Source organism: Pseudoduganella buxea, from assembly GCF_009720835.1.
Taxonomy (GTDB): Bacteria; Pseudomonadota; Gammaproteobacteria; order Burkholderiales; family Burkholderiaceae_D; genus Rugamonas; species Rugamonas buxea.
Window position 1 is genome coordinate 1 of the sequence record NZ_WNKZ01000125.1, and the last position, 12,531, is coordinate 12,531.

Sequence of the window (12,531 nt, forward strand, 5' to 3'; positions counted from 1 at the left end):
GGGGGCCGCGCACGGCCGCGGCGTCGAAGGAGGCCGTGCCGTCGTCGCCCGTCAACGCCGCCAGCCGGGCCGACAGCTCCGCCAGCAGGCCTGCCGCCTCGGGCGACGCGGGGTCGGCATCGGCCACGGCCAAGCGCGGTGCCAGCAGCTTGTACATCACCGTGGTGGCGCCCAGCGAGCCGTCGTCCAGCCGGGCAAAGGCGGGAATGATGCCGCTCACCTCGAAGCCCAGCTGTTCATACAGGTGCTGGGCGCCGCTGCCGGTCCATGTGTCGAGCACGAGCAGCCTGCGGCCCAGTTCACGGGCCCGCGCCTCGGCCGCCAGCATCAGCTGCCGGGCGATGCCGCGCCGGCGGGCGCGCGTGTGCACCAGCATCTTGTTCACTTCCGCCCGGTGCGCGCCGTTGGCGGGCGTGGCCAGGGCAAGTTGCACGGTGCCGCACACGCCATCGGCATCGCGGGCCACGAAGACGGTGCGTGCGCCGCTGTCGACCTGCTGCGCCACGCCCAGCCAGAAGCGGCGCGCGTCGGCCAGGCCGAACGGCGGCAGGAAGCCGACGCTGGCGCCGTTGCACACGCAATCGTGCAGCACGTCGGCCAGTGCCGCCGCGTGGAACCGCACGCCGTCGCCGTGCAGTTCCTCGATGGTGAAAGGGGTGTCGATCATGGTTCGCACACGGCGATCAGGTAGTGGGCCGGCGCGGGGCCGGGGCAGGAAAAGCGGGTGGGGCCGAACAGGCGAAAGCGCAGGCAGTCGCCCGCCTGAAGGTGGTAAATAACGCCGTCGAGCGTGTAGTCAAGCGTGCCGTCCAGCATCCACAGGTGCTGCTCCATGCCCTGCACGGCCGGCTGGGCATAGTCGATCGCGGCGCCGGCCGGCAGGCGGCCCTCGACCAGTTCCGCGCGCAGCCCCCGCAGCGGCGGCGACACCATGCGCCGCGTGAAGCCGCTGGCCGGATCGGTCCACACGGCCTGCTCGGCCGCGCGCACCAGGGTCGCGCCGCCCTCCTCGACTTCGGCGATCAGGCGCGACATCGGCAGGCCGTAGACGGTGCACAGGCGGCCCAGCAGCGCCGCCGTCGGGCTGCTCTCGCCCCGCTCCAGGCGCGACAGGGTGGCGCGGCTGATGCCGCTCTCTTTCGCCAGCTGGTCCAGCGACCAGCCGCGCTCCTCGCGCAGCACGGCAAGGCGGCGAATCAGCTTCAGTTCAAAGGCATCGTTTCCCATATTCGAGAGACTATCTCGAATTTGAGAAATACGCAACGATCAATCGGTGCGCCGGGCAAACCGCTGGGCCAGCACGGCGCACACCATCAGCTGGATCTGGTGGAACAGCATCAGCGGCAGGATGATCATGCCCAGCGACGAGCTGGCGAACAGCACCTTCGCCATCGGCACGCCGGTGGCCAGGCTTTTCTTCGAGCCGCAGAAGACGATCGTCACTTCGTCCTCGCGCGAAAAGCCCAGGCGCCGGCTGATCCAGAACGACAGGCCCAGCACGACGGCCAGCAGCACGCAGCACACCACGGCGAGCGTGACGAGCAGTTGGGGCGACAGCTTGTGCCACAGTCCCTCGGCCACGGCCTCGCTGAAGGCCGTGTACACCACCAGCAGGATCGAGCCCTGGTCGATGTATTTGAGCTTGGCCTTGTGGCGGTCGACCCACGTGCCGATCCAGCGCCGCATCACTTGCCCGGCCAGGAACGGCACCAGGAGCTGCATGACGATGGTGAGCACGGCGTCGAGCTGGGGCCCGCCCCCCTTGCCGTGCACGATGAAGGCGCCCACCAGCAGGGGCGTGAGGAAGATGCCGAAGAAGTTCGAGGCGGAGGCGCTGCACACGGCCGCCGGCACGTTGCCCCGGCCCAGGGCCGTCATGGCGATCGAGGACTGCACGGTGGACGGCAGCATGCACAGGAACAGCAGGCCCACCGTCAGGTCCGGGGTCAGCACGGCCAGCGCGAGCGGCTGCGCGGCCAGGCCGAGCACGGGGAACAGCACGAAAGTGCAGCACAGTACCAGCAGGTGCAGGCGCCAGTGCGTCAGCCCGGCGACGATGGCTTCGCGCGGCAGCTTGGCGCCGTGCAGGAAGAACAGGAGGCCAATGGCCACGGCCGTGACGTCGCCGGCAACAATGGCAGCCTGCCCCGTGACGGGCAGCACGGAGGCGACGGCGACGGCGACGAGAAGAGCGAGCGTGAAGGTGTCGGGCTTGAAGCGTGACAGGGAAGCGAAGTTGAAAGGCATCGCGCCATTCTAGCCGAGATAAAAAAAAGGGAGCCGAAGCTCCCTTAGTCATGATGGCCTAGGCCATTACATGATGTGGCGGCCGACCCACCAGGCGATCGCCGCGACGAAGGCCGACGCGGGGATCGTGAAGATCCAGGCCCAGACAATATTGCCGGCCACGCCCCAGCGCACGGCCGACAGGCGGTGCGAGGAACCGACACCGACGATGGCGCCCGTGATGGTGTGCGTGGTCGATACCGGCACGCCCCAGAACGAGGCCATGATCAGCGTGATGGCGCCGCCCGTTTCGGCGCAGAAGCCGCCTACGGGTTTGAGCTTGGTGATCTTCTGGCCCATCGTCTTGACGATGCGCCAGCCGCCGAACAGGGTGCCGAACGAGATCGTCGCGTAGCAGGCGATGATGACCCACAGCGGCGGCTCGGCGTCCGTCGCGGCGACGTGGCCGGAGGCGATCAGCAGCATCCAGATGATGCCCATGGTTTTCTGCGCATCGTTGCCGCCGTGGCCCAGGCTGTAGGCAGCGGCCGAAGCGAGCTGCATGCGGCGGAACCAGCCGTCGATCTTGCGGGGCGTCGACTTGACGAAGATCCACGAGACCAGCAGCATGATGAGGGTGCCGAGCAGGAAGCCCAGCAGGGGCGCGACGACGATGAAGACGACGGTCTTGATCAGGCCTGCCGAGATCAGCGCGCCGGTGCCGGACTTGGCCACCGCGGCGCCCACCAGGCCGCCGATCAGCGCATGCGACGACGACGACGGAATGCCGTAGTACCAGGTGATCAGGTTCCACACGATGGCACCCACCAGGGCGCCGAAGATCACGTAGTGGTCGACGACGTTGGGATCGATGGTGCCCTTGCCGATGGTCTGCGCCACCTTCAGGCCGACGATGAAGATGGCGATGAAGTTGAAGAAGGCGGCCATGGCGACGGCCGTCTGGGGTTTCAGTACGCCCGTCGAAACGACTGTCGCGATGGCATTGGCGGCATCGTGGAAGCCGTTCATGAAATCGAAGACGAGGGCGAGGAAAATCAGGAGTGCCAGCGCATAGATGCTGATTTGGAGAGTCTGCATATCGTTTAGTCTTGGCGCGTGCGCTGATTCGTCGAGTGCTTGTGCATTGGGTGCATGTGCATGTTCTTGTTCGGGCGCTTACGCGTTTTCGACAATGATGCCTTCGATGATGTTGGCCACGTCTTCGCAGCGGTCCGTCACCGTTTCCAGGATTTCGTAGATGGCCTTCATCTTGATCAGGTTGCGCACGTCCGGTTCGTCGCGGAACAGCTTGGACATGGCGGCGCGCATGACGTGGTCGGCATCCGACTCCAGGCGGTCGATCTCTTCGCAGATGGCGACGATCTGGCGCGCGTTGTCCATGTTCGACAGCAGGGCCACGGCGTCCTTGACCTTCTCGCAGCAGGCCAGCACCAGTTCGGCCAGGCGCTTCGCTTCCGGCGTGACGGCGTGCAGGTCGTACAGCGAGACGGTCTGGCCGGCGTCTTCCATCATGTCCAGGATGTCGTCCATCTTGGTGATCAGTTTATGGATATCGTCGCGGTCGATCGGCGTGATGAAGGTCTTGTGCAGCAGGTCGACGGTCGTGTAGGTGATCTTGTCGGCCTGTTTTTCGATGCTCTCGATCGCGTGCACGCGATTTTCCAGGTCGTCGAAGTTGGTCATCAGGCCCAGCATTTCTTTCGCGCCTTTGACGCACAGCTCCGCATGCTGGTTGAACAGGTCAAAGAATTTGCCCTCGGTGGGCATCAAGCGTCCAAACATTTTGTTCTCCGTTGGTTGGTTCGGTGGTGCGGGGCCCTCGCGCGACGAGGACCCGGTGGCAGGCCTGCCGCTATCAGTCGCCCTGGTAGACGGACAGGTTACCCGTGTAGTTGCCAAATTTCGTGTACATCCCCATCCACGTGAGGCGGATCGCGCCGATGGGGCCGTTACGCTGCTTGCCGATAATGATCTCGGCGGTCCCTTTGTCCGGCGAATCGGGGTTGTACACCTCGTCGCGGTACAGGAATATGATGACGTCCGCATCCTGCTCGATAGCGCCCGATTCGCGCAGGTCGGACATGACAGGACGTTTGTTGGGGCGCTGCTCCAGCGAGCGGTTCAGCTGCGACAGGGCCACGACGGGGCAATGCAGTTCCTTCGCCAGGCCCTTCAGCGAGCGCGAGATCTCGGAGATCTCGGCGGCCCGGTTGTCGCCCGGCTGCGAACCCTGCATCAGCTGCAGGTAGTCGACGATGATCAGGCCCAGCTTGCCACACTGGCGGGCCAGGCGGCGCGCCCGGGCGCGCATCTCGATCGGGTTCAGGGCCGGCGTCTCGTCGATATACAGCTGCGCCTCGTTCATCTTCTGGATGGCGTGCGTCAGGCGCGGCCAGTCCTCGTCGTTCAGCTTGCCCGTACGGAGGCGGTGCTGGTCGAGCTGGCCGACCGAGCCGAGCATACGCATGGCCAGCTGGGTGCCGCCCATCTCCATCGAGAACACGGCCACGGGCAGGCCCGCTTCGATGGCGACGTTTTCGCCGATGTTGACGGAAAATGCCGTCTTGCCCATCGAAGGACGGCCGGCCACGATGACCAGGTCGCCCGGCTGCAGGCCCGAGGTCATGCGGTCCAGGTCGATGAACCCGGTCGGCACGCCCGTGATCTCGCTGGTGCTTTCGCGGCTGTACAACTCGTCGATGCGCTCGACCACCTGGGTCAGCAGCGGCTGCACGGCGGTCCAGCCCGACGCGCCGCGCGAACCTTGTTCGGCGATGGCGAAGATCTTCGATTCAGCCTCGTCCAGCATCTGCTTGACTTCCTTGCCCTGCGGGCTGAAGGCATTGCCGGAGATTTCGTCGGCGACGGTGATCAGCTTGCGCAGCACGCCGCGGTCGCGCACGATTTCCGCGTAGCGGCGGATATTCGCCGCCGACGGCGTGTTCTGCGCCATCGCGTTCAGGTACTGCAGGCCGCCCACTTCCTCGGCCTTGCCCAGCATCGTCAGCGCCTCGAAGACGGTGATGACGTCGGCCGGTTTGCTGGCGTTGATCAGTCGGATCATCTGCTCGAAGATGATGCGGTGATCGTAGCGGTAGAAGTCCTCCGCGTGCATGAAGTCGGCGATGCGGTCCCATGCGGCGTTATCGCGCAGCAGGCCGCCGATGACGGACTGTTCAGCCTCGATGGAGTGCGGCGGGATGCGAAGGGAGTCGACTTGCGGGTCGGATGGTGCGGCGTTCATGGCGCGAATTATACCTGCTTAGGATGGGCCTAGTCCGAGATTGCTGGCAATAAAAAAGCCGGGCGAACCCGGCTTTTTCATCTATACGACAGTCACTCCGCGAAAGAATTCCCGGATTGACTTAGGCAGCTTCGCCCACGACGGCGACGGTCACTTCGACCACGACGTCGGTGTGCAGTGCCACGGAGACAGGGTGCTCGCCCGTCGTCTTCAGCGGGCCGGTCGGCATGCGCACGGCTGCTTTTTCGACAGCGAAACCAGCCTTCGTCAGCGCTTCGGCGATGTCGTAGTTGGTCACGGAACCGAACAGGCGGCCATCGACGCCGGCCTTCTGCGACACGGTCACGGTCATGCCGTTCAGCTTCTCGCCCTGGGCTTGCGAAGCGGCCAGCTTTTCAGCGGCTGCTTTTTCCAGTTCGGCGCGCTTGGCTTCGAATTCGGCCACGGCGGCCGTGGTGGCACGACGTGCCAGCTTTTGCGGGATCAGGAAGTTACGTGCGTAACCGTCCTTGACCTTGACGACGTCGCCCAGGTTGCCGACGTTGATGACTTTTTCCAACAGAATGATTTGCATAGTTCTCTCCAGGATCTATCTGAACCGCAATTAAGCGTGGTGCAGATCGGTGTAAGGCAGCAGGGCCAGGTAGCGGGCGCGCTTGATGGCGGTATCGACTTGACGCTGGTAGTGCGCCTTCGTGCCGGTCAGGCGTGCTGGCATGATCTTGCCGTTTTCCTGGATGAAGTCCTTCAGCGTGTCCACGTCCTTGTAGTCCACTTGCTCAACGCCAGCGGCGGTGAAGCGGCAGAACTTCTTGCGCTTGAACAGAGGATTTTGCTGTTTGCGCTTCTCTTTCAGCTTTGCTTTGTTTTTGTCGAACTTTTTACCGAATGCCATTTTAGGCTCCTGTATCTAAATGTTGTGCCGTCTCGACGGCACGGAAATCAATGATGTGAAAAACCAGGCTCTTGCTGTGGCGATTCTTCTTTGCCAGGAATCCCGTGAACTCATACGTGCCACCCAGTGGCGTTCCACTGAACCGGCCGGAAATCTCGCCCGCGGCAACCGCGGAGATTTCAAACTCGGCCAGGCGTTCGATGCCTGCCTCCATCTGCTTTGAACTGTGCTGCAAGACTGCATTTACAAGTGGCAGACCCGCCGGGGTGTATCGCAATACTTCCCGCTCGGTGATGAGGCCGACGAACTGGAGCTGGTTCAGCTGGACTTCCTGTCGATCAATCGCCGACGAACTTAGGCTGCTGCGGCTGCTGGAGCGGCGGCGGCTGGTGCTTCCGAGCGGTGGCTCTTGGCTGCGTCTTCACGCTGGACCGACTTCATCATCGGCGAAGGAGCGGTTTCCGCTTTCTTCATCTTGACGGTCAGGTGACGCAGCACGGCATCATTGAATTTGAATGCGGTTTCCAGTTCGACCAGGGTCTCGTTGTCGCATTCGATGTTCAGGCAGATGTAGTGTGCCTTGGCCAGTTTCTGGATCGAGTACGCCATTTGACGGCGGCCCCAATCTTCCACGCGGTGGACGTTACCGCCGCGCGAGGTCACGCTGGCTTTGTAACGTTCGATCATCGCGGGCACTTGCTCGCTCTGGTCCGGATGGACGATAAATACGATTTCATAGTGACGCATGCAAACTCCCTTAAGGACTGTTGATAGCCCACCCCGGCGTCAAGACGAGTGTGGGAAGAGGTAAGCCCGCGACTATATCAGCATTCCGGTCAAAAATCCAGCCCCCGAGCCGCAGGGCCGGGGTCGGAGTCCAGGCTCTGGTCTGCCGGTGGCGGCATGCAAACTGCCATTTAACGCTTGAGTTCGCAATTATTTCGTCAAAATCAACAAATTCCCTTGCAATCCTGTGGGTACTGTACAAAAATACAGACTGTCTATATACACAGCTTATGAGCGCCACGCAACCATGATCAAGCTTACTGCACGACAGGAACAAATTCTCAATCTGATCAGGGATGCCATCGAGAATACCGGCTTCCCGCCGACCCGGGCCGAGATCGCCAACGAACTGGGCTTCAAGTCCGCCAACGCGGCCGAAGAGCACCTGAAGGCGCTGCAGCGCAAGGGTGCCATCGAAATCACGGCCGGCACGTCGCGCGGCATCCGCCTGCTCGGCGCCCGCCCCGCCGCCCCGGCGCCGGCCACCACGCCGGCGGACCTGGGCCCGCTGCCGCAGGTGCCGGCCGCGCTGTTGATGTCGCTGCCGCTGATCGGCCGCGTCGCCGCCGGCTCGCCCATCCTGGCCCAGGAAAACCTGGAAACGAGCTACAGCGTCGACCCGGCCCTGTTCTCGGCCAAGCCGGACTTCCTGCTGAAGGTGCGGGGCGAATCGATGCGCGATATCGGCATCATGGATGGCGACCTGCTGGCCGTCAAAAAGGTGGACAGCGCCAAGAACGGCCAGATCGTCGTGGCCCGCATCGGCAACGAAGTCACCGTCAAGCGCTACCGCCGCACGGGTTCCACCGTCGAGCTGCTGCCGGAGAACCCGGACTTCAAGGTCATCACCGTCGACCCGGAGTCGGACGAGTTCGCGCTGGAAGGCCTGGCCGTGGGACTGCTGCGCAGCTGGCACTGATTCCCGCGTGACCCAATGAAAACGGCGGCAGGTGCGCGATGCACCTGCCGCCGTTTTTGCTTTCTTGACGGATCAGGCATCCAGTGCGGCGCGAAAATCGTCGACCAGGTCGCCCGTGTCCTCGATACCGACGGAGACGCGGATCAGCGACTCGGCGATGCCCATCGAGGCACGCCGCTCGGCGCCCATCTCGTAGAAGATCGTGTGTGCCACGGGAATCACGAGGGTGCGCGTGTCGCCCAGGTTCGACGCCGGCACGGCGATCCTCAAGCGGTTCAGGTAGTCGAAGCAGTCGATGCCGTCCCGCAGCTCAAAGCTGAACAGCGAGCCATAGGCCTTGAACAGCTCGGTGGCGATGCCGTGCTGCGGGTGCGACGGAAGGCCCGGGTAGTGCACGGCCGCCACCCTGGGGTCCTTCGACAGCATCTCCGCCAGTGCCTTGGCATTGGCGCAGGTGCGCTCCATCCGCAGCGCCAGGGTCTCCGCGCCGACGGCGATATGGTGGGCCGCCTCCGGCCCCAGCGACGCGCCGAAGTCGCGCAGGCCCTTGGCACGAACCTGCGTGATGCCCCACATGGCCGGTGCCGCCTTCTTGTAGTTCTCGAAGATGTTGGCGAAGCGGGTCCAGTCGTAGGCACCCGTGTCCGTCAGGCTGCCGCCCAGCGCGTTGCCGTGCCCGCCGATCGACTTCGTCAGCGAATTGACGACGAGGCCCGCGCCCACGGTTTTCGGCTGGAACAGGTAAGGCGTCGTCATCGTGTTGTCGACGATATACAGGATGCCCTTCTCGGCGCACAGCTCACCGATGCGCTTCAAGTCGGCGATCTGGGTGCGGGGATTGGCGATGGTTTCGACGAAGACGATGCGAGTGTTGTCACGGATGGCAGCCGCCACGTTGGCGACGTCGGTAGCATCGACGAAATCGACGCCGACGCCCTGCCCCGCCACCGTCTGCCACAGCGAGTTGGTGTTCCCGAACAGGAAGGACGACGACACCACGTGGTCGCCCGCGCGCAGCAGCGCCTGGAACACGGCGCCGATGGCCGCCATGCCGGTGGCGAAGCACAGGGTGGCGACGCCGCCCTCCATCTTGTTGACCTTCTCTTCCAGCGCCGACACGGTCGGATTGCCCTGCCGGCCATACCGGAAGCCCGGCTCGCGGCCCTGGAACACGGAGGCCAGCTGGCGCGCATCCGTATACCCGAAGGCCACGGACGTGTGGATGGGTTTGTGCAGCGAGCCCTGCTCGATGGGCTTGGCACGGTCGCCGTGCAGGATGGTGGTGGTGAAGCCGTAGTTTTTCTTGTCGCTCATAATTTGCCAATGCAAGATCGATAGCGGAGCGTGCCTGCCAATGCGGCAATTCGGCAGCGTTGCCGGCTCCAGCAGGGTACCGTCGTAAAAAAGGGCCCGCCAGGGCCCTTTCACGAATCAGGCCATCACCCTTCGGTGGTGGCGGCGTTCAGGTTCAGCTGCGTGCGGGCCGCGTCCTCGGCGCCCTTCTCCTTCGGATTGTGGCGTGCGTGCTCGATGCGGTCCAGGTATTCCGGCGACACGTCGCCCGTCACGTAGATGCCGTCGAAGCAGGATGCCTCGAAGTTCTTCAGGGCCGGGTTGACGTCGGCGATGGCCTTCTTCAGATCAATCAGGTCCTGGTACACGAGCGCGTCGGCCGTGATCTCGCGGCACACTTCTTCCGTCGTGCGGCCGTGGGCGATCAGCTCGTCGCGCGTCGGCATGTCGATGCCGTACACGTTCGGGTACAGCACCGGCGGCGCGGCCGAGGCGAAGATCACTTTCTTCGCACCCGAGTCGCGTGCCATCTGCACGATTTCGCGGCTGGTGGTGCCGCGCACGATGGAGTCGTCCACCAGCAGCACGTTCTTGCCCTTGAACTCGTCACCGATGGCATTGAGTTTCTGGCGCACGGATTTGCGGCGCAGGCCCTGGCCCGGCATGATGAAGGTGCGGCCGATATAGCGGTTCTTGATGAATCCTTCGCGGTATTCCTTACCCAGGCGCAAGGCCAGCTGGATGGCGGCCGGACGGGAGGAATCGGGGATCGGCATGACGACGTCGATATCGTCGGCCAGGCCTTCGCGACGGATCTTGTCGGCCAGATACTCGCCCATCTTCAGGCGCGTGTTGTAGACCGAGGCGCCGTCGATGACGGAATCGGGCCGGGCCAGATAGACGAACTCGAACACGCAAGGGTTCAGCGACGGGTTGTCGGCGCAGATGCGGCTGTGCAGCTTGTTGTCGGCGTCGATGAAGACGGCTTCGCCCGGCGCGATATCGCGCACGAAGCGGAAGCCCATGCCGTCCAGCGCCACGGATTCGGACGCGATCAGGTATTCGACGCCCTGCTCCGTTTCGTTGATGCCCAGGCACAGGGGGCGGATGCCGAAGGGGTCGCGGAAGCCCAGCAGGCCTACGCCGGCGATCTGCGCGACGGCGGCGTAACCGCCCTGCACGCGACGGTTCAGCACGGTAACGGCCTGGAAGATCGTGTCCGGGTCGATCGAATAGCCGGTCGTGGCCTTCTGGATTTCGTGGGCCAGCACATTGAGCAGCACTTCCGAATCGGAGTCCGTGTTGATGTGGCGGCGGTCGTTCTTGAACATTTCCTTCTTCAACTGTTCCCAGTTGGTCAGGTTGCCGTTATGGGCCAGGGTGATGCCGAACGGGGCGTTGACATAGAAGGGCTGCGCTTCTTCTTCCGACGAGGAGCCGGCCGTGGGGTAGCGGCAGTGGCCGATGCCCGAATTGCCCATCAGCGAACGCATATTGCGGGTGCGGAAGACGTCGCGCACGAGGCCGTTGGCCTTGTGCATCGAGAACATACTGCTGTGGCTGGTTGCGATACCGGCCGCATCCTGGCCGCGGTGCTGCAACAGCAGCAGCGCGTCATACAGCAGCTGATTGACAGGTTGATGGGATACGACGCCGACGATACCACACATGCTGTGCTCCTGAATGGGTGCTACGGATTTAAGAAATTCTAAAATTGCACATGCTGCGCCAGGGCAGCGGGCAGAAACGGCTTCACGGTGCGGGCCCCGCTCTCGGCCAGGGGGCTGAGCAGCGCCTGCCGCCAGAAATCCTGCTGGGGGATCGACGTCATGCCGCACAATATGACGCCGGTCAACACGATTACAAGCCCGCGTGCCAGCCCGAACAGCCCGCCCAGGCCCCGGTCCGCCAGCGACAGCCCGCCTGCCTCGACCAGGGCGGCGATGGCCATTGTCAATATTCCCATCAGGATGCGCACGCCGATGAACAGGGCGATGAAGGCGACGATCAGCCGCACCACTTCGCCGGGCACCGCTTCAGGCAGCAGCACGGCCAGCGGCGCACTGTAGCGGTTGGCCACGACAAAGGCGACGATCCAGCCGGCCAGCGACAGCATTTCCTTCACCAGCCCGCGCAGGGTGCTGATGATGACGGAGGCAACCAGCACGAACAGCACCACGTAGTCGAAAATCGTCACGTCTTGCCGCTACCGATCACAGTCAAACGGGGACCAGGCTGCCGGACAGGCCGATCTTCTGCAGCCGCGCCTTGGCCTTTTCCGCTTCCTCGCGGCTGCCGAACGGGCCCGCCTTGACGCGGGTCAGGTCGCCCGAAGGCGCCTTCTGGGTAAACGACTTGATGCCGGCCGCCTGCAGCTTGCCCTGCAGCTCGTCGACCTTGTCCTTGGCGGCCAGCGCGGCGACCTGGATGACGAAGCGCCCGGAGTCGGTCGCGGCCGGCTTGGCGGCCGGTTTGCCTTCCAGGATGGCCAGCGCGCGCGAGGCATCGTCGCCTTCCGGCTTGCCCTTCGGTTCGGGTTCGGGCTTGGCCGCGAGCTTCTTCTGCTCCGCCTCGGCCTTGGCCTTGGCTTCGGCCTTGGCCTTCGCTTCGGCCTCGGCCCGGCGCACGTCCGCCTTGGCCTCCGCCTTGGCGTCGTCCTTGTGCTCGGCCTTCGCTTCCTTTTGCTCCGGCTTGGCTTCCTTCTTCGGCTCCGGCTTCAGGGCCTTCGGCTCGGTCCACGCGATAGTGTCCTTCGGCGCCGGTTTCGGCGTCACATCGGGTGCCGTGGCGGCTGCGCTGTTCTTCGGCGCCGGCTCGGCCGGTTCGACGATTTCCTCGCTGCCGTCGAGCGCGTCGGCCTGCGCTACGTGGCGGCGCGGCTCCGCCTCGGCCTCGGCCTCGGGCGTCTCGGCGGGCGTGGCGACAGCCGGCGTTTCGGCCGGCTTGTCCTTGGCGGGAATCTGGATGGCGATGTCGTTGGCCAACGGCTTCGGCTCGGAATCGAGCACCATCGGCAGGCCGATGGCAACGGCCAGGGCCAGGGCGATGGCACCGACGAGGCGGCGGCGCGCCCGTTTCTTTTCCGGCAGCACCGGGTCCGGCGCATCGCGGCCCGTGCGGCCACGGCCGCGATGCGCCGGACCCGGT

General features: G+C 64.3%; 15 protein-coding genes. 1 reads left to right on the forward strand and 14 read right to left on the reverse strand.

Going from position 1 to position 12,531, the window contains the following annotated elements; genetic code table 11:
* The 10 genes from GM672_RS25260 to rpsF form a co-directional block, all read right to left on the reverse strand.
* A partial coding sequence (locus GM672_RS25260) for a GNAT family N-acetyltransferase (protein ID WP_155473288.1) occupies positions 1 to 667 on the reverse strand: 667 nt, incomplete at its 3' end.
* Complete coding sequence (locus tag GM672_RS25265) at positions 664 to 1,227, reverse strand: helix-turn-helix domain-containing protein (RefSeq protein WP_155473289.1); 564 nt, start codon at positions 1,225 to 1,227, stop codon at positions 664 to 666. The genes GM672_RS25260 and GM672_RS25265, both read right to left, overlap by 4 nt.
* A 39-nt stretch (positions 1,228 to 1,266) precedes the next feature.
* Positions 1,267 to 2,247, reverse strand: a complete 981-nt coding sequence (locus GM672_RS25270; protein ID WP_155473290.1) for a bile acid:sodium symporter family protein — start codon at positions 2,245 to 2,247, stop codon at positions 1,267 to 1,269.
* A gap of 66 nt (positions 2,248 to 2,313) precedes the next feature.
* Entirely contained in the window at positions 2,314 to 3,324 is a 1,011-nt protein-coding gene (locus GM672_RS25275) for an inorganic phosphate transporter (RefSeq protein ID WP_155473291.1), read from the reverse strand.
* A gap of 78 nt (positions 3,325 to 3,402) precedes the next feature.
* Positions 3,403 to 4,029 carry a DUF47 domain-containing protein gene (locus tag GM672_RS25280; RefSeq protein WP_155473292.1) on the reverse strand — a complete coding sequence of 209 codons (627 nt, stop codon included), beginning with the start codon at positions 4,027 to 4,029 and terminating at the stop codon, positions 3,403 to 3,405.
* Positions 4,030 to 4,102: 73 nt separating this feature from the next.
* The gene (locus tag GM672_RS25285; protein WP_155473293.1) at positions 4,103 to 5,491 is read right to left on the reverse strand and encodes a replicative DNA helicase; all 1,389 of its coding nucleotides are present in this window, start codon (positions 5,489 to 5,491) and stop codon (positions 4,103 to 4,105) included.
* A gap of 121 nt (positions 5,492 to 5,612) precedes the next feature.
* Entirely contained in the window at positions 5,613 to 6,065 is a 453-nt protein-coding gene (gene rplI / locus GM672_RS25290) for a 50S ribosomal protein L9 (RefSeq protein ID WP_155473294.1), read from the reverse strand.
* A 30-nt stretch (positions 6,066 to 6,095) separates the two neighbouring features.
* Positions 6,096 to 6,386 (reverse strand): 30S ribosomal protein S18, encoded by a 291-nt coding sequence (rpsR, locus tag GM672_RS25295; RefSeq protein WP_107143310.1) that lies wholly within the window; start codon positions 6,384 to 6,386, stop codon positions 6,096 to 6,098.
* A 1-nt stretch (position 6,387) separates the two neighbouring features.
* Positions 6,388 to 6,708, reverse strand: a complete 321-nt coding sequence (gene priB, locus GM672_RS25300) for a primosomal replication protein N (protein WP_155473295.1) — start codon at positions 6,706 to 6,708, stop codon at positions 6,388 to 6,390.
* A 32-nt stretch (positions 6,709 to 6,740) separates the two neighbouring features.
* On the reverse strand, positions 6,741 to 7,133 hold the full coding sequence (gene rpsF, locus GM672_RS25305) for a 30S ribosomal protein S6 (protein WP_155473296.1): 393 nt from the start codon (positions 7,131 to 7,133) through the stop codon (positions 6,741 to 6,743).
* A 286-nt stretch (positions 7,134 to 7,419) separates the two neighbouring features.
* On the opposite strand from rpsF, the gene lexA reads away from it, so the two are divergent.
* Positions 7,420 to 8,091, forward strand: a complete 672-nt coding sequence (gene lexA / locus GM672_RS25310; RefSeq protein ID WP_155473297.1) for a transcriptional repressor LexA — start codon at positions 7,420 to 7,422, stop codon at positions 8,089 to 8,091.
* Positions 8,092 to 8,163: 72 nt separating this feature from the next.
* On the opposite strand, the gene GM672_RS25315 is transcribed toward lexA, so the two are convergent.
* The 4 genes from GM672_RS25315 to GM672_RS25330 form a co-directional block, all read right to left on the reverse strand.
* Positions 8,164 to 9,405: a cystathionine gamma-synthase family protein gene (locus GM672_RS25315; RefSeq protein ID WP_155473298.1), complete on the reverse strand. Its 1,242-nt coding sequence runs from the start codon at positions 9,403 to 9,405 to the stop codon at positions 8,164 to 8,166.
* Between the two features lie 125 nt (positions 9,406 to 9,530).
* A complete protein-coding gene (purF, locus tag GM672_RS25320) occupies positions 9,531 to 11,054 on the reverse strand; it encodes an amidophosphoribosyltransferase (protein WP_155473299.1) in 1,524 nt (507 codons plus the stop codon).
* A gap of 38 nt (positions 11,055 to 11,092) precedes the next feature.
* Entirely contained in the window at positions 11,093 to 11,581 is a 489-nt protein-coding gene (locus tag GM672_RS25325; protein ID WP_170300236.1) for a CvpA family protein, read from the reverse strand.
* A 22-nt stretch (positions 11,582 to 11,603) separates the two neighbouring features.
* Positions 11,604 to 12,531 (reverse strand): SPOR domain-containing protein (locus tag GM672_RS25330; protein WP_155473300.1); only part of this gene is annotated, 928 nt, incomplete at its 5' end.